General features: G+C 63.4%; 18 protein-coding genes. 12 read left to right on the forward strand and 6 right to left on the reverse strand.

Annotated features, from left to right (window positions below; translation table 11 throughout):
- Positions 1-262 precede the first annotated feature (262 nt).
- Positions 263-496 carry a hypothetical protein gene (locus CHB99_RS29630; protein WP_141137323.1) on the forward strand — a complete coding sequence of 78 codons (234 nt, stop codon included), beginning with the start codon at positions 263-265 and terminating at the stop codon, positions 494-496.
- Between the two features lie 54 nt (positions 497-550).
- Here CHB99_RS29630 and CHB99_RS30200 read toward each other — a convergent pair whose 3' ends face one another.
- Entirely contained in the window at positions 551-1,822 is a 1,272-nt protein-coding gene (locus CHB99_RS30200) for a cyclic-phosphate processing receiver domain-containing protein (RefSeq protein ID WP_245655667.1), read from the reverse strand.
- Positions 1,823-1,948: 126 nt separating this feature from the next.
- A complete protein-coding gene (locus CHB99_RS22800) occupies positions 1,949-3,259 on the reverse strand; it encodes an SIR2 family NAD-dependent protein deacylase (RefSeq protein WP_042129746.1) in 1,311 nt (436 codons plus the stop codon).
- 239 nt (positions 3,260-3,498) lie between these two features.
- On the opposite strand from CHB99_RS22800, the gene CHB99_RS22805 reads away from it, so the two are divergent.
- The 5 genes from CHB99_RS22805 to CHB99_RS22825 all read left to right on the forward strand — a co-directional run bounded on the left by CHB99_RS22805 (position 3,499) and on the right by CHB99_RS22825 (position 9,324).
- A complete protein-coding gene (locus tag CHB99_RS22805) occupies positions 3,499-4,011 on the forward strand; it encodes an RNA polymerase sigma factor (protein ID WP_042129745.1) in 513 nt (170 codons plus the stop codon).
- Positions 4,012-4,014: 3 nt separating this feature from the next.
- Positions 4,015-4,968 carry a FecR family protein gene (locus CHB99_RS22810; RefSeq protein ID WP_042129743.1) on the forward strand — a complete coding sequence of 318 codons (954 nt, stop codon included), beginning with the start codon at positions 4,015-4,017 and terminating at the stop codon, positions 4,966-4,968.
- Positions 4,969-5,067: 99 nt separating this feature from the next.
- The gene (locus CHB99_RS22815) at positions 5,068-7,512 is read left to right on the forward strand and encodes a TonB-dependent siderophore receptor (RefSeq protein ID WP_042129740.1); all 2,445 of its coding nucleotides are present in this window, start codon (positions 5,068-5,070) and stop codon (positions 7,510-7,512) included.
- A gap of 80 nt (positions 7,513-7,592) precedes the next feature.
- A complete protein-coding gene (locus CHB99_RS22820; protein WP_042129738.1) occupies positions 7,593-7,790 on the forward strand; it encodes a DUF2986 domain-containing protein in 198 nt (65 codons plus the stop codon).
- 190 nt (positions 7,791-7,980) lie between these two features.
- Complete coding sequence (locus CHB99_RS22825) at positions 7,981-9,324, forward strand: MFS transporter (protein WP_042129736.1); 1,344 nt, start codon at positions 7,981-7,983, stop codon at positions 9,322-9,324.
- 16 nt (positions 9,325-9,340) lie between these two features.
- Here the strand turns inward: CHB99_RS22825 and CHB99_RS22830 are convergent, their stop codons facing one another.
- The 4 genes from CHB99_RS22830 to CHB99_RS22845 all read right to left on the reverse strand — a co-directional run bounded on the left by CHB99_RS22830 (position 9,341) and on the right by CHB99_RS22845 (position 12,184).
- Positions 9,341-10,117: a hypothetical protein gene (locus tag CHB99_RS22830; protein ID WP_052419551.1), complete on the reverse strand. Its 777-nt coding sequence runs from the start codon at positions 10,115-10,117 to the stop codon at positions 9,341-9,343.
- Positions 10,118-10,199: 82 nt separating this feature from the next.
- Positions 10,200-11,294: an HNH endonuclease family protein gene (locus CHB99_RS22835; RefSeq protein ID WP_042129732.1), complete on the reverse strand. Its 1,095-nt coding sequence runs from the start codon at positions 11,292-11,294 to the stop codon at positions 10,200-10,202.
- Between the two features lie 111 nt (positions 11,295-11,405).
- The gene (locus CHB99_RS22840) at positions 11,406-11,885 is read right to left on the reverse strand and encodes an MAPEG family protein (RefSeq protein WP_084702988.1); all 480 of its coding nucleotides are present in this window, start codon (positions 11,883-11,885) and stop codon (positions 11,406-11,408) included.
- Entirely contained in the window at positions 11,882-12,184 is a 303-nt protein-coding gene (locus CHB99_RS22845) for a DUF2834 domain-containing protein (protein ID WP_042129730.1), read from the reverse strand. The genes CHB99_RS22840 and CHB99_RS22845 overlap by 4 nt, the downstream gene beginning before the upstream one ends.
- Positions 12,185-12,293: 109 nt before the next feature.
- On the opposite strand from CHB99_RS22845, the gene CHB99_RS22850 reads away from it, so the two are divergent.
- From CHB99_RS22850 to CHB99_RS22870, 6 genes are all read left to right on the forward strand, one after another.
- Positions 12,294-13,118: a helix-turn-helix domain-containing protein gene (locus CHB99_RS22850; protein WP_042129750.1), complete on the forward strand. Its 825-nt coding sequence runs from the start codon at positions 12,294-12,296 to the stop codon at positions 13,116-13,118.
- 103 nt (positions 13,119-13,221) lie between these two features.
- Positions 13,222-13,977 carry a nucleotidyltransferase domain-containing protein gene (locus CHB99_RS22855; protein WP_042129728.1) on the forward strand — a complete coding sequence of 252 codons (756 nt, stop codon included), beginning with the start codon at positions 13,222-13,224 and terminating at the stop codon, positions 13,975-13,977.
- Positions 13,978-14,065: 88 nt separating this feature from the next.
- Positions 14,066-14,251: a hypothetical protein gene (locus CHB99_RS29635; RefSeq protein WP_141137324.1), complete on the forward strand. Its 186-nt coding sequence runs from the start codon at positions 14,066-14,068 to the stop codon at positions 14,249-14,251.
- Between the two features lie 121 nt (positions 14,252-14,372).
- Positions 14,373-15,356 (forward strand): DUF1852 domain-containing protein, encoded by a 984-nt coding sequence (locus tag CHB99_RS22860; RefSeq protein WP_042129727.1) that lies wholly within the window; start codon positions 14,373-14,375, stop codon positions 15,354-15,356.
- 28 nt (positions 15,357-15,384) lie between these two features.
- Positions 15,385-16,413, forward strand: a complete 1,029-nt coding sequence (locus CHB99_RS22865) for a methionine synthase (RefSeq protein WP_042129725.1) — start codon at positions 15,385-15,387, stop codon at positions 16,411-16,413.
- Positions 16,414-16,613: 200 nt separating this feature from the next.
- Positions 16,614-17,123 (forward strand): flavin reductase family protein, encoded by a 510-nt coding sequence (locus CHB99_RS22870; protein WP_042129723.1) that lies wholly within the window; start codon positions 16,614-16,616, stop codon positions 17,121-17,123.
- Positions 17,124-17,125 lie beyond the last annotated feature (2 nt).

Consider the following 17,125-nt stretch of genomic DNA (forward strand, 5'->3'; position numbering starts at 1 on the left):
GCATTCGACCCTGGGCTATCTACCGCCCAACCGGTATGAGCGGCAGATAGCCTGAGCTCCCACATTGCGGTGTCCGGAAAAAGTTGACCAGCTCACATAACTACCCCCCCTGAAACAGATAACGCCCCCTCGCCACATCTCGTCGACCAGCCCCTCCACACCACCCCCAACTGGCACGAATTTCTCATACCCAAACAAATCCCACCCAAATAGGTAGTCAACTACCCACTTTCCCCACCCAACAACGACGTCAGGGGGTCCCATGAGCTGTCTGATCTGCGCCGGAAGCGCCGAATCCATCGAATGTTCCCCTGGCTGGGAAGAGCGCCGCTGCCCGAAATGCGGGTGTTACCGGATGTCCCAATCATTGGTGCTGCTGATGATGGACGAGGGGCAGATATTCGATTCCACGAAAATGCGCGAATGGCTGCAAGTTCGTCGTTATTCGGTTCCGGTGCCTTCCATCGATATGAACCAGGCGATCATCGTCCGCTAATCCGGCCTCTCATATTGCAGATGGCCAGTCGACCGTATCGACTGGCCACACCTCTTACACCAACCCGGCACATATCTCTTCGAGCAAGTGCCAATGCCCCCGGCTCAAATACCCGGGGTGATAAGTCCGCCACGCCTTCGCCGGCAACGCACCATGGGTCAGTTTCGAGAAGCGCCGCTGCCGGTGCTCTCCAACCATCCCCCACTCAAGCCCGGCAAATTCCAGTTCCAGATAACGGTCATAATCCGGCCCAGTGAAGAAGATCACCGCATCCGGCTTGAGGATCTCGATCTCCCTGGTCAGCAGCCCCGCGGAAATCCGCCAGACACTGTCGGCCTCCTCCCAGGTACCGTTCTTGACGATGCTCTTCTCGTCAACGGCGGTCTTGAACAGGTTGGTGTACAGCACCTGGGTGTCGAAACCGGTCTCCTCCTCCCCTATCGCCTGCCTGACCCGCCGGTGCGCGCGCCAGAACGGGCTGTTGAAGTTGCCCGGCTGATACCGCGCGAACTCGAAGGCGCGGTAGCCATGCATCATCGCTTCGACGCTGTCGGGTTGCGCGAGAAATTCCTCCAGACGGGTGATCGGCGCGTAGGGCCAGTCGTAGTAGTCACCCGGCTGGAAATCCCAGCCAAGGGTTTCCTGGCCCACGATCAGTACCCGCTGCCCCGCGCTCGCCCAGCCTTGCGGGACATCCATGAGGATCAGCGGTTCGATCTTGCCGGAGGGCAGGTCCTGCAGGCCCTGAAGACTGGTCTTGTGCTGCTCGTACAGCGCCCGCAGTTGCTCACGCGGCTTCAGCGCGCGCCATTGCGAAAGGGCGTGGTCTCGCTGGATGGCCCCCGCAGCCTCAAGACGACCCACCACCTCCGTCGCCCGCTGATGACCAAAGCCAGTGATGCGCTGCACCATCGCCACGCCAAAGGTTTCATGCTGTTCGAGGCGCGCCAGCAGTTCCAGGTCTTCCATCGGGTCGTTCCTTCCATGAGGGGGCATTTTTGCGGCGGGGATTATCTGGGTATCGCAACGCTCTGCGCCAGCCCGAAGGCGGTCGATGGCGCTCACCGCCAGGGCCCTGCGTCGCGCGGCGACAGGGTTGGCCGAGTGGATGAGCAGGGTGGGCGGCTTGAAGCCATGCAGCGCAACCGCCCGCTCGATCCACACCAGTACGTCGTAACCGGTACCACGGTTGTCGTCGCCCAGGTCGTGATCGAGGCTCAAGGCGGTGACCCGGCCACTTTCGAGGAGTCCGATGACCTCGTCCGGCCAGTACGCCCGAGTCCAGCCCGGGGGCGCGGGGCGCAGGTCATCCAGAAAGACTTTCATTGCAGTTCCACCTTTTCGGTTTGGGAATCGGTGGAAACCCTTTGAGGGGTCGATTTGCGTCAGGAATGTGAAATTTTTTTCGCAGCACCCGGTTTGGCTTCAGCGCGGGGACTCCGCCCGCTCACTTCACCCCAACGACTCCACAATCAACTGCGCATCACTACCAACCGCCTGCGCCGTAATGTACTCGCGAATCAGCAAGCGATTCGCCGCGCTGACCGACGCCCAGTTGCTCTGCCACAACTTGTACGCCTGCCAGGAATAGCCGAGCCGCTTCTCCCTGCTCATGGTCGCCATCGAGCGCCGTACCGCGTTCAGGTACACCGCCCTGATCGAGGTGTTGCCCACTTCGAACAACGACCCCAGATGGATCAGCCAGTTGGCCAGGTGCTCGTACTGCTCCCAGGCCCCGGGGAAAAGGGTGAACTGGCGCTTGCGTTCGAGAAAGTCGCCGATCACCGCGACGACCTTCGGGTCTTTCAGACTGAAGCCCTTGGCCGACAACGAGGCGATGACCTGGAAGAAGGAATCCTCCAGCTTGATGAACGACTCGACGAACTGATAGCCGTTGTTCATCACGTTGACGATCGACTCCAGCGACTCCTCCACCACCGCCGCAACCTGGTCCACCTGCCGATTGAGGCGGGTGAAGAACTGGTCGACTTCCATGCCGTCGATGACGCGAATGCCAAAGCTGTGGAAGTAGAAGTCCTTGATCACCTGGTCCACCGGCTTTCTCGACACGAAGAACAGGTTGGAGCCGATGACGTGGTTGTTGGCGAAGGTCTTGTAGTCGCTGATGATGCGCTTGAGGTTGGTGTCCGCCAGCGAGTAGCCGAGGATGACCACGGTGTTCTCGTGCAGGATGGTGCTCAACTTGCGCGAGAAGTAGGAGTCGCTGTTCATGAAGCGGAAATAGTCGTCGGAGGTGACCACCAGGTTTTCCGGCGAGTCCACCGAACCGTGTACGTGATACACCTTGACCTTGGCCGAAGAGCGCGGAATCGGCATGCCCGGGGCGATGCTCTGGACCCGCCTGGCACCCGCCAGTTGCTCGGACAACTTGTCGTAGTTGGTGGTGATCACCCGGAACGAATGATAGGAATAGAAGGCTTCGACCTCCGCGACATCACCCTTGATCCGCAGTGGCTGGATGAGGTCCTTGATGCAGTCGTTGATGTTCATGCCAACCCGGGTGAGGCGCAGGGCGATGACCTGCGCCGCCTCTTCCAGGCTCAACGGCGGCACGCCGGCCGCGGGAAACAGCGACGCGCGCAAGGCGGCGCCGTCCGGCAGGCAATCGCAGACCTGTTCCAGCAGGTGCTGCCAGCCCGGCGCGTCGTTCGCCGAAACCGCCTTGGAGAATCCGGTCCCGGTGAACAGGCACAGACGCTGGGTAGCGGCTGCATAAGCGATTTCAAACAGGCTGCTGCTCACCTTCAACTCCTGTAGTGCCTTACCCCGCCCAGACCCTGGCCCTGGCCGATAGCGCAAAGCCATCCCCGCACGCGGGTTCGAGCATGCCAGCAGCCAGCGCTGGCGCGCAAGCGACGCCCGGCGCGTGGTCAGGGCGGATCGTCGGCAACGGCAGATTTACGAACGATTCTTAATCACTATACTCTTCGCGTTTTCGCCGCCGCCCTTCCCTTCCGGCTTTCGCACATGTGAGGTTCGCCTTGGCTGACGATCTCGACCGCCTGTTTCGTCTCTACCACCGCGACCTGCAGAACATCGCCTACCGCCGCCTGGGTGATCGCGAGCTGGCGGCGGACCTCACCCAGGACACCTTCGTGCGCTACGCCGGCCTCGGCCGCGAGCAGCGCAGCGAGGGCATTCTCAACCCGCGGTTCTTTCTGATGCGGGTCCTCGGCAACCTGATCATCGACCTCGCCCGCGGGCGCAAGCGCCAAGGGACGCACAGCGCGCTGGCGGACGTGCAGGACGAGTTGTTCGATCCCCGTCCCGGTCCAGAGCGCCTGTTCGAACTGCGCCAGCAACTGCAGCGCCTGCACCTGGCCCTCGGCGAGCTGCCGCACAACTGTCGCAGCGCGCTGCTGCTCAACCGTGTCGAAGGCCTCAGTCACCAGGCCATCGCCGAACGCCTGGACGTGTCGCCAAGCATGGTCAGCAAGTACATCATGCGGGCCCTGCGCCACTGCGCGCGGCGTCTCGACCTGCTGGAGGACTGACGGATGGCGACGATCCCCGTGGAAGAACTCGACCGTCCCCTGCCCGGCCTCACCGACGAGGCCCTGCAATGGCTGGTGGACCTACACAGCGGCACGGCCGGCGACCGCGAGTGGGACGCCTACCAGCGCTGGTGCGAGCGCTCCCCCGCGCATCAGAGCGCGGCGCTGGCCGCCGAACGCCTGTGGGAACGGCTCGGCAGCGCCTTGCAGCGACCGCCGGCGAAACGCCGCGCCGCGCCGCTGCTCGGTCTGCTGCTGGCCCTGGGACTGGCCGGCGGTGCGACCTGGCAAGCCCGCGAGGACGGCTGGCTGGCCGACCAGCGCACCGGCGCCGGCGAGCGCCGCGAGCTGCGTCTGAGCGACGGATCGCAACTGGTGCTGGCACCGCACACACGCGTCGATGTAACCCTCGATGGCAACCGCCGCACCCTGCGCCTGTATGCCGGCGAGCTGTTCGTCCAGGTCGCCGCGGACGCCTCGCGGCCCTTCGAGGTGCAGGCGGCGAACGGTACCCTGCGCGCCTTGGGCACCGGCTTCGACGTGCGCCGCGACGGCGCGCGGGTACGCCTGGTGGTGACCGAACACAGCGTCGGCGTCAGCCGCGCGGGGGACGCGCAGCAGACCGTGGTCAAGGAGGGCCAGAGCATCACCTTCGACGCCGACACCCTCTCGCCACCGCGCAACGTGGACAGCGCCAGCCTCACCGCCTGGCGCCGCGACCGTCTGATCTTCGACCGCCAACCCCTGGGCGAGGTGCTCGACGAGCTGTCGCGCTACCACCACGGCCTGCTCTGGGTCCGCGATCCGGCCTTGCGCCAGTTGCCGGTCACCGGTCTGTTCGACACCCGCGACCTGGAGGCGCAACTGGCGCTGCTGCAACAGTCGCTGCCGATCCGCATTCGCAAGCTGCCGTGGTTGACCGTGGTGGAGCGCGACGAACAGCGCGGCGGCGACTGAAGCGAAAAATTTTCAGGGGCCGCTGTCAGGTTTTCAGCGCCCAGCGTCTTTCCCGTTTGAGAGTGATTTTTAATCAGCTGATTTTCAGCGGGGAGAACCATGCAGCAATCCTTCAAGCGCGCCGCCCTCGGCCTGGCCATAAGCACCGCCTGCGGCCTGGCGTTCATCAGCAGCACCCAGGCCCTGGCCGCGGAATCGGCGCAGCGTGCGACGCGCGCCTTCGCCATCCCGGCGGGACCGGTGGGCACGGCCCTGACCCGCTTCAGCGACCAGAGCGGCCTGCGCCTGATCGTCAACAGCGAGTTGCTGGCCGGGCGCAGCAGCCCGGGCCTGAACGGTCAATTCAGTGTCGCCGAGGGCGTGCAGCGCCTGTTGGCCGGCAGCGGCCTGCGCGCGGCGCTGAGCGGCGACACCCTGCTGATCGAGGCCGCGGCCGAAGCCGAACAAGCCATGGAACTGGGTCTGACCCGGATCAACTCCGAGCAGTTGGGCACCACCACCGAAGGCAGCGGCTCCTACACCACCGGCGCGGTCACCCTGGGCAAGAGCGCGCAGAAGCTCAAGGACATCCCGCAATCGGTCAGCGTGCTGACGCGCCAGCGCATGAACGACCAGAACATCGTCAGCCTCACGCAGGCCCTGGAAAACACCACCGGCCTCAGCGCGATCAAGTCGCCGGGCTCCGGTCTGTTCATCTTTTCCCGCGGCTTCGACATCGAGAGCATCCAGTACGACGGCGTGCCGGTGCCGCGCAACGTCTACTCGCTGGGCAGCTATATCAGCGAGAACATGTCGATCTACGACCGCATGGAAGTCATGCGCGGCGCCGCTGCCCTGCTGCAGGGCGCCAACAGCCCCGGCGGCGCCATCAACATGGTGCGCAAGCGCCCGCAGGCCGAACCGAGCCTGACCCTGACCACCAAGGCCGGCAGTTGGGACCGCTACGGCATGCAACTGGACGCCGGCAACGCGCTCAACGCCGAAGGCACGGTGCGCGGTCGCATGGTGGTGGATTATCAGAAAGGCAACTCGTTCACCGACTCGCTGTGGAACTGGGAACAGACCGTCTATGGCGCGCTGGACTTCGATCTGAGCGAGGACACCACCCTCGGCGTCGGCGTGAGCAACAAGAAGACCCACTACCAGCCCCACATGATCGCCCTGCCGCGCAACCGCGACGGCAGCCGCCTCGATGTCGGCCGCTCGACCTACATCGGCGCCGACTGGAACCGCGCCAGCAGCGACCAGACCAGCGTCTACCTCGACCTCGAACACCGCTTCAACGACGCCTGGCGCTTCAAGGCCTCGGCCCTGGGGATGCGCGAATCCAACGAAGCGGTGTACCAGTTCATCACCGGCGCCATCGGGACGGGCCCCGCGCCGATCTACGCCGACTACGGCACCGACTTCAGCAACCACAACCTCGGCCTGGACCTGTACGTCGATGGCCAGTTCGAGGGCCTGGGCTTCAAGCAGAGCCTGGTGCTGGGCGCCAACTACTCGAAGTTCACCACCGACGACGCCTACGCCCGCGCCTTCACCCCAGGCGTGGACATCAACCACATCAACCATGATCGTCCGTACCAGACCTTCGACATCATCGCCAACCGCGCCAACCTCACTGAAAGCGAGTACGACGTACGCCAGAAAGGTATCTACGGCAGCTACCGGATCAACCTGCTCGATCCGCTGACCCTGGTCCTCGGCGGTCGGGTGAGCTGGTACGAAATGAGCTACGACGCCAACAACTACCTGCGCCGCGAAGCCAACGGCGACCCGATCCACTCGCCGGCGCAGAGCAATGGCAAGGTCACGCCCTTCGTCGGCCTGGTGTATGCGCTGAACGAACAGTGGTCGGCCTATGCCAGCTACGCCGACGTGTTCATCCCGCAGAGCGAGCGCGGCCTCAACCAGGCGCCACTCAAGCCGATCACCGGAAAAAACTACGAACTCGGCATCAAGGGCGAGCTGTTCGATGGGCGCCTGAACACCTCGCTGGCGGTGTTCCGCTACCTGCATGAAAACCGCGCGGTGGCCGACCTCGACAGCGGCTTCGCCTGCGATGGCTGGTACTGCTCGGTGGCCAGCGGCAAGGTGCGCAGCCAGGGCATCGAGCTGGAGCTGAACGGCGAAGTGCTGCCAGGCCTGCAGGTGTCCAGCGGCTACACCTACAACACCACGCGCTTCATGGATGACCCGGAACTCAAGGGCAAGGTGTTCAGCACCCTCACGCCCAAGCACATGCTGCGGGTGTGGGCCGACTACCGCCTGCCGGGTGAGCTGGAAAAGGTCAGCGTCGGCGCCGGCGTCAACAGCCAGAGCAGCACCCTGGGCTTCGACCGCGCCTATGAAGCCAGCGGCTTCTCGATCTGGAGCGCGCGGGTGGCCTACAAGGTCAGCGACCAGGTCAGTGTCGCGGCCAACCTCAACAACCTGTTCGACAAGGACTACGTGATACCTTCGTACGGCACGCTGACCGGCAACAACTACTTCGGCGATCCGCGCAACGTGATGTTCACCCTGACCTATACCCCGACCTTCTGAGGCGTCGCTCCACGCCATGGACACGATGGCGGCCAGCCCGTAAGGTGGCGGCCGTCGTGCAACCCACCGGGCAGAGAACCATGAATCGCCGCAAGAAGATCAACCAGTTGCTCAAGGCCCACGCGAAGAAGGCCAGTGCCAAGCTGGCGCCGAAGAGCAAGCCGAAGTACATCAGCAAGGCCGACCGGGCGAAGCTGGCGGACGAGGCCGCCGCTGCTCCCGAGCCGACCACGCCTCTCCCGGACGCCGCACAGACCGGCGCTGTTACCCAGGACTGAACGGCGAGCGCCGGCGACACGCCCCCGGCCACATCCATTGCGACACCCACCATCCTGAACGAGACATGCACCTTGCCGAGCGCGAGGACGGCATTACATCGTGCGCAGAACCCGCGGAGCAGAAGCCCCCGCACCACGGCATCCACTGCCGTCCTTTCTGTCAGCCGCACGATCCAGGAGAGCACCGGTCATGAACGACCCGATCAACGTATCGCCCGCGACATTGCGCAAGGTGACCGCGGCGGCGGCCCTGGGCAACTTCGTCGAGTGGTTCGATTTCGCCGTCTACGGCTTTCTCGCCACCATCATCGCCAGGCAGTTCTTCGCCAGCGACGACGCCAATGCCGCCCTGCTGCAGACCTTCGCGGTCTTCGCCGTGGCCTTCGCCCTGCGGCCGCTGGGCGGCATCGTGTTCGGCGCGCTGGGCGACCGCCTCGGCCGCAAGCGCGTGCTCTCGGCGACCGTGTTGATGATGGCCGGCGCCACCACGGTGATCGGCCTGTTGCCGACCTACGCCAGCATCGGCCTGCTGGCGCCCGTGCTGCTCACCCTGACCCGCTGTGTCCAGGGCTTTTCCGCGGGCGGCGAGTACGCCGGTGCCTGCGCCTACCTGATGGAGCACGCACCGAATCACCGGCGCGCCTGGTATGGCAGTTTTCTTCCGGTATCGACCTTCTCCGCGTTCGCCTGCGCCGCGGTCATCGCCTACCTGCTCGACGCCAGCCTGAGCCCCGAGGCGATGGCCGAATGGGGCTGGCGCGTGCCGTTCCTGGTGGCGGCGCCGCTGGGTGTGGTCGGTCTCTACCTGCGCTGGCGCATGGAGGAAACCCCGGCATTCCGCCTGGCCATGGCCGAACAGAAGGAACACGCCCACTCGCCGCTGCGGGAAACCCTGACGCAGCAGAAAGGCGCGATGCTGCGCCTGGGCGCGTTCATTTCCCTGACGGCGCTGTCGTTCTATATGTTCACCACCTACTTCGCCACCTACCTGCAGGTGGTCGGTCACCTGAGCCGGGCGCAGTCGCTGATGGTGTCGACCATCGCCCTGCTGTTCGCCGCCGGCGCCTGCCCGGCGGCGGGGGCCTTCGCCGACCGCTTCGGCCGGCGCCGGACCATCGGTGTGACCTGCCTGTGGGTGATTGTCATGGTGTTCCCGGCCTACTGGCTGGCCAGTTCCGGCAGCGTTGCGGCGGCGGTCGTCGGCGTCATGCTGCTGGCCGTGGGCGCGGTCATGTCCGGGGTGGTCACCGCCGCGCTGCTCTCGGAAACCTTCCCCACCCGCACCCGCTATACCGCTTCGGCGATGACCTACAACGTCGCCTACACGCTGTTCGGCGGCACCGCGCCGCTGATGGCGACCTGGCTGATCGGCCTCAGCGGCAGCAGCCTGGCGCCGGCGTTCTATCTGGTGGTCATCGCCCTGCTGGCCTTGCTCGGCGGGCTGGCGCTGCCGGAGACGTACCGGATTTCGCTGCACGACGAACCTGTCGCGGTGCCGCGCGCGGGCCTCGGGGGCGCGCGCAACAGCGCCTGAACAACGGGCGGCAGGTTCATTCGAATACGTTTCGGGTACCGGGAAAAGTGTGATGCGGTCCGCTGCCGCGAAACAGGGCGGACTCACCGGGGTTGAAGCCTTCGATGAAGACATCCCGCCCTGCCGATTCGGCCGCGTCGACGAATATCCGCCGGCGCAGCCCGGGATCGCGCATGCGGGCAGCCGCCGTTGCGGCGGCGGACCAATAGCCGCTGAGCCCGGCCATCTGGCGAAACTGCTCGATGACGACCGATTCCAACCCGTATGAAAACGACCTCAGCACCCGTTTGGCCAACGCCTCGGCTTCGAGCCATGTGCGGGTCCGCTGCTCCATGCGCCGGTCTTCCAGCGAGAGGTGGTCCTGCCAGGGAATGCGCAGCGTCTGCGTCTCGTCGTCGTAGTAGCGGGTATTGAGCTTGAAGTAGTCGATCGTCGCCAGCGCACGGGCGCTGCGACCGTTGATCAACACGCTGGGAACGAGCTCGTGCGTCACCGGCCGAGCGTCGTCATCCAGCAGCGTGCGCAGCAGCGGCTGCAGCGAATAGTGCAACTGGCTTTCCCCGTGCAGGTCGAACACGTTCTCCTCCGTCGGCAACAGCAGCGTACCCGGATCGATCGCGCTCGACGCCTGCTGCGCCTGGTGGCAGTTGTGGTCCAGCAGGTAGAGATGCGACCAGTCGTCGACGTCGTACGACTCACGGTCAAGACAAGTGCCGGTGCGGGCGTTCCAGACCCAGTGCTGGTCAGGCAGGGGGCGCTCGCAAAACGCGCAGAAATGGCCGAAGGCACTCATCAGCAGACTCGCTGCCGTATAGCGCCCCCTGACCTGGTCCGGAAGTGGCGGACGTAGCAACGGTCTCATGCGGGTGCCTCTCTCACGGCAAGTGGGCCGTTTCGGTGTTGGGGTAATACAGCGGAACATTGGTGTCGGCAACCAGACGCGATGCGTAGTTCACCCCGGATGGGTCGCGGAAATGCTGCAGGACCGTCAACCACACCGAATAGAATGCCGAGCCCGCGGCCCAGCCGGGAATCGGCTGCCAGAGGAAGTCGAAGGTCTTCTGATCCGTTGCAATGCTGAGCTGGCGACAGGCATCCAGGGCATTGAACCAGGCCCGGGTTCGATTCATCTGCCGGCGGTCATAGGTAGCCTTCGCGGGGTTGACCAGATCCTCGTTGAGTTGCAGCAGGTCGATCATGTCGTCCACCCACGGTTTAAGGAGGACCGCCTCCACCCTGACCGCTACCTGGACGTTCTGCAGTATCGCGTTGCCGTGCTTGATGTCGGCGAGCACTCGATGATTCGGCACGTCATAAACAAGGAACTTGTTGGCGAAATCCACGCTGTCGGCCACGGAGACTGGCAGCCACTGGTTCGTCGCGACATCCAGGTAGAAAAGGTGTGCCGGCGCATCCTCCCAGCAGGTAGGGTCCAGATCGGGCCACAGGTAACGGCGACGGATTTCATCATAGAGATCCCGTTCCGTGGGCCTCTTCAATTTGCTCCACTGGATGACGTCCGCACGGGCAGGGCTTTGTCGTTTGGCCTTGTTGCAAGGGCTGCAGGACAGCAGAAAACCCCGCCAGTCGGTGGAGAACAGCGGATACAGCGACTTCGGCACGGTGTGCTCGACTTCGACCTGTGCAGGCAGATCGCTGCCGCAGTAGGAGCAGTACGCGCCCAGGTCCTGGACCAGCGGCGCGGCGGCGGTCTTGTAGATTGTCGCTATCCGTCCTTCCAGTGCTGCGACCAGGGTCTTCTGTTCAGCCGCGGTAAGCCTGGTGAAACGTCTGCCACGGGCGATCCCGAGCAACCAGCGCAGGACTTGCGCAAGCGAGACGGTGTAGTTGCCCACCGGCGGTACGGCCCCGGTCATTTTTCTCAGCAACTGGGCGTTGGCCCGGGCAAAGGTGATGGACGCCGGAGGGGCGTAGAGCGAGTTGCTGGAGGGCTTGTTGACCGGTCGCATCTGTTCGCAGCTCCGCACGATGAAGAAGAGTTCCCTGCCCGGCCGCGGGCCAAGCCCTGGCTTTCAGCATCACTTGGCATTCTTCGCACCGCGAAACAGCAACATGCCGCCTCATGAGGGTATAGCCAATGAAACCGGACCTTGCCTGGGCAGGACAACTGCCAGCGACGCTGTTGCTGAAGCCAGGATCATTGCGCAAAAGCCCAGCAGGCAGAGGATCCCGAGACCGTAGCACAGGGTTCGCCAGGGTTGCACGCCGGCGAGATAGGCCAGCGTGTGCAGGACCCGGGCGACGGTGAACAGGATGCTCAGGCCGATGCAGGCCGGCGCCGACGTGTCGAGGAGCAGCGCCAGGCCGCCGAGGACGAAGAACGCCGGGAGGTTTTCCAGATCGTTGGCCCAGACCCTGGCGGCCCGCCGCACCTGCGGATGCTCGCGGCGCTGGGCGGGCCGGGCGAACACGGCGGCATCCTCCGGGTTGGTGAAGGCCAGCCAGCGCAAGCGGAAATAGCCCTGGTAACAGGACACCGCGAACATCTTGCCGAACAGCACGACCACGCACAGCGCATACACGGACAAGGCGCCGCTCATTGCCGCTCCCCCCTGAGCGCCAGATACAGCAGCGGGCCCAATGAAACGAAGACCGCGGTCAGCAGCAGCCAGGGCAGCAGCGCCACGACCGAGCCGCCGCGCGCACGGTGGTCGCGCGCCATCCAGACGCAGGCCAGCCCGGCCATCAGGTACAGGTCGATGACCACCTGGGCGGTGTCGGGTCGCGACAGCAGTTGCAGACCGAAGGCGGCAAGGGATTGCTCGGCGATCAGCATCGTCCAGCCGGTATAGAGCGCAAACGGCACCAGCAGTGCCCACGCGATGTAGCGAAGCGGCATCGTGCCTCTCCCTGGTAGTGTTCGCCGCCACGGTAGTGATAGGGTTGCCCACCGCTCAATGACCTCACAGGTCATGGACGCTGCGCGCAAGGACGGCCAGAGTCGACACATGCCCCATCACCCTTTCCACCATAGCCATTCCCCAGCCCCCGACTCGGCGGGCCTGCGCCTGCGCCAGCTGCGGCGCCAGGCGGGGCTCAGCCAGCTGCAACTGGCACTGATCGCCGGCGTCTCGCAGCGTCATCTCAGCTGTGTGGAAACCGGGCGCGCCAAGGCCGGCCCGGCAACCCTGCATGCCTTGCTGGCGGCGCTCGGCACGCCGCTGGAGCAGTGCAACGAGGTCTTTCTCGCCGCCGGCTATGCCCCGCGCTACGCGGCCTCGGCGCTGGACGCGCCGGAGCTTGCGATGGTGCACGCCGCCATCGGCCACATCCTGCGGGCGAACAACCCGGCGCCGGCGATCGTCATCGACCGCAACTGGGACGTCACCGCGGCCAATGCCAGTGCCGGCGTGCTGTTCGCCCTGGCGGGTGTGGCCGCGGACCCGGCGGCGGGGCTCAACCTGCTGCACACCCTGCTGCATCCCGAGGGCCTGGGCAGTCGCCTGGCCAATGCCCGGGAGATCCGCGCTGTCGCCTGGCAACGCGCCTCGCGGGAGGCCGCCGACAATCCGCTGCTGGCCGAGCGCCTGCGCGAACTGCCGGTTCCAGATGATCCAGGCCAGGCCACGGCGGCCGCGCCGGTGCTGCTGACCCGGGTGAACACCGCGCAAGGCGAGCTGTGCTTCCTGTCCACCTTCACCACCTTCGGCATGCCACAGGACATCACCGTGGAGTCGCTGCGCATCGAGCACCTGATTCCCGCCGATGACCTGACCTGGCAGCGGATGAGTGCGGCGTTGCAGCAGTACACGGGGGTTGGCGGCGAGCATTGAGGACGCGCTCCGGCTGTTGCCAACAGGTCTGCTCAGGCGGCTTGACGCCAATCCGGCGCATGAGATGATCCGCCGATCACTCAAGCACGGATGCAATGATCTGATGAACACCGGACACCTCTCTCCCGCCGAAGCATTGGCTATCGCCGAAACGATCCTGCGCACCCGCTATCCCGGTGCATCCCTCGCCTGTGTCGCGGGCTCGATCATGCGCGGACAGGGCACCTATCTTTCCGACATCGACCTCGTCGTGGTCTACCAGCACCTGGAGGCGGCACGCCGAGAGTCGTTCGTGACTCAAGGCGTACCCGTCGAAGCCTTTGTCCACGATCAGCAGACCCTGGCCTGGTTCATCGACCAGGACGCGGAGCGTGGCCGTCCAAGCCTGCTCAACATGGTTACCGAAGGCGCTGTCATCGGCCCCGCGCCAGGGCTTGCGCAGGGGTTGAAGCAACGTGTCGCGGAGCGCCTGGCACAAGGCCCGGAACGCCTGACGCCCGCTGCGCTCAACACGCTGCGCTACGAAATCACCGATGCCGTCGATGACCTGCGCGGGACTCGACCCGCCAGTGAAACCCTGGCGATCGGCGCCCTGCTGCATGCCAGGCTGGTGGAGCTGGCGTTGCGCGGCAGAGGTCGCTGGTACGGCACGGGCAAATGGGCGCCACGCCTGCTGAGTGAAGTGGATGCGTCTTTGGCGGATCGATTCGACGAGGCCTTTCGCACGCTGTTCAGCGAGGGCAAGGCCGAATCCCTGATCGCGTTGGCCGAGGCCGAACTGGCTGCGCACGGTGGTTTTCTGTTTGACGGCGATTGCCGCACGGCGCCTGCGTCATGGCGCAGTCAAGCGCGATCATGAGCAGAACTAAATCTGTATGCAAAAAAAACGAGTTTGTCAGCTGAGCGTTTGAGCCCGACAATTCCCTGCGCTTTTGCAAGGAATGGCCATGAGCATCATCGATCGACCCCGATTACGTTCTTGCAAGCACTTGGAAAGTGCGGCAACGAAGATCCCAGAGCCCATGAATTCAGTCGTGCGCGGTTTTCTGCAACTGAGCACGAATTCCATCATGAATTTGGCTAAAGAACTTCCTCGATCCATTCATTATCAATCGATCAATGGATCGACCTAAAATACTTCCCCATTACAGACATTGAAAATACTGCCGAACAGGAAAGCCCTGAAGAACACCAGGCGCTGAAAGGCAGGGAACGCATTCGGATTCATTTCAAGATTCAGGGCAGCCGATCACCATGAGCAAAGAGTTTGCATTTGCCGTCAAAAGCATTTGTTTCGATGAAGACTATCAGCCGTCGAACAACACCCGCGCCACCACCAACTTTGCCAACCTGGCAAGAGGCAACAGCCGCCAGGAGAACTTGCGCAATACCCTGCAGATGATCGACAACCGTTTCAATGCCCTGGCGCACTGGGACAACCCCAAGGGCGATCGTTACGCCGTCGAGCTGGAAATCATTTCGGTCGAGATGAACTTCGATGCTGAACACAGTGACACGCCCCTGCCCCTGATCGAAATCCTGAAAACGACTATTGTCGATCGAAACACCGGCGAGCGTATCGAGGGTATTGCCGGGAACAACTTTTCCTCCTACGTGCGTGACTATGACTTCAGCGTCGTGTTGCTTGAGCACAACAAGGGCCAGTCCGGATTCAGCACGCCCGAGTGTTTCGGAGAGCTGCATGGCAAGCTGTTCAAGTCGTTCGTCAGTTCAAGCACCTACAACGATAATTTCAAGAAACCGCCGGTCATCTGCCTGAGTGTATCGAGCAGCAAGACCTATCACCGGACTGAGAACCAGCACCCGGTACTGGGCATTGAATACCAGCAGGATGAATATTCACTGACCGATGAATACTTCAACAAAATGGGCCTGAAAGTGCGCTATTTCATGCCGCCTAACAGCGTTGCGCCGTTGGCGTTCTACTTTACCGGTGACTTGCTCGGTGACTACACCAATCTCGAACTGATCAGCACCATCAGCACCATGGATACCTTCCAGAAGATCTACCGTCCGGAAATCTACAACGCGAACTCCGCGGCGGGAAAATCCTATCAACCCAGCCTGCACCATCAGGACTATTCACTGACCCGGATCGTCTATGACCGGGAAGAGCGCAGCCGTCTGGCCATCGAACAGGGCAGGTTCGCCGAGGAACACTTCATCAAACCCCATCAGGCCCTGCTCGAGCAGTGGTCGGCCAATTTCGCGCTCTGAATCAGGCAAGCACACAAGGTCATCCGTCATGAAAAAACTGCTCCCTACTTCAACTGCCGGCAGCTTGCCCAAACCTTCCTGGCTTGCCCAACCCGAGGCACTCTGGTCGCCGTGGAAACTCCAGGGCGATGAATGGGTCGAGGGCAAACAGGATGCCTTGCGCTTGTCGCTGCAGGAACAACAGCACGCCGGCATCGACATCGTCAGCGACGGCGAACAGACCCGCCAGCACTTCGTCACCACCTTTATCGAACACCTCAGCGGCGTCGATTTCGAGAAGCGCGAGACCGTCAGGATTCGTGACCGCTACGATGCCAGTGTGCCGACGGTTGTCGGTGCTGTTGCACGGCCCAAGTCGGTCTTCGTCGACGATGCCAGGTTCCTGCGCGAGCAAACCCGGCAACCGATCAAATGGGCCCTGCCAGGCCCGATGACGATGATCGATACGCTGTATGACAGCCACTATAAAAGCCGCGAAAAACTGGCATGGGAATTTGCAAAGATTCTCAATCAGGAAGCCCGGGAACTGGAGGCCGCCGGCGTCGATATCATCCAGTTCGATGAACCCGCGTTCAATGTGTTCTTCGACGAGGTGAACGACTGGGGCGTTGCCACCCTGGAGCGGGCGATCGAAGGTCTCAAGTGCGAGACGGCCGTGCATATCTGCTATGGCTACGGCATCAAGGCCAATACCGACTGGAAACAGACCCTGGGCTCCGAGTGGCGCCAGTATGAAAAGGCATTCCCCAGGCTGCGGGAATCCAGTATCGATATCGTCTCGCTCGAATGTCACAACTCGCGCGTCCCCATGGACCTGATCGAACTCATTCGCGGCAAGAAAGTGATGGTCGGCGCCATCGATGTGGCAACCCACACCATCGAAACGCCGGAAGAAGTCGCCAACACCCTGCGCAAGGCCCTGCAGTTCGTCGATGCCGACAAACTCTATCCGTGCACCAACTGCGGCATGGCGCCGCTGCCTCGTGGCGTGGCGAGAGGCAAGTTGAAGGCGTTGAGTGCCGGCGCGGAAATCGTTCGCAGAGAACTGTCGAACTAGGTTCCGTACGCACTGCATGTTTGCCAATAACCGTAGGAGCTGGCTTGCCTGCGATCGGCGGCGCAGCCGTCGTGAAATCAGGATCCACGGGGTGCCAGGCCCACTGAGGATTCAGGGTTTACGACGGCTGCGCCGCCGATCGCAGGCAAGCCAGCTCCTACAGGTTCAGCACCAGCCGAACCCTCATTCAGGATCTCCCCATGGCACTTCCCAGCACGGCCATCGAGCCACTGCGCTTTCGCGAAGCGCTCGGGCACTACGCCTCCGGCATCACGGTCATCACCTCACACATCGACGACCAACCGATTGGTTTCACCTGCCAGTCGTTCTACAGCGTGTCGATGAATCCGCCGCTGGTGTCCTTCAGTGTGATGTCCAGTTCGGCCAGCTATCCCGGGATTCGCCAGGCGGGTCGATTCGCCGTCAACATCCTTTCGGGCGAGCAGATCGGGATTTCCAACCAGTTCGCCCGGCGCGGCACGGACAAATGGCACGGTGTCGACTGGCGGAATTCGCCGCTGGGCAATCCGATCATTGCCGGCAGCCTGCACTGGCTCGACTGCGAAATTCACGCCGAACACGCCGCGGGGGATCACCTGATCGTCATCGGTGAAGTGAAAGCGCTCAACCTGCAAGAGGCTGCCGCCGCGCAGCCCTTGCTGTATTTCAGGGGACAGTATTGCAACCTCGCCGCGCCGGGCGCGGTGTGAGC

The sequence above is a fragment of the Pseudomonas japonica genome (genome assembly GCF_900188455.1).
GTDB lineage: Bacteria > Pseudomonadota > Gammaproteobacteria > Pseudomonadales > Pseudomonadaceae > Aquipseudomonas > Aquipseudomonas japonica.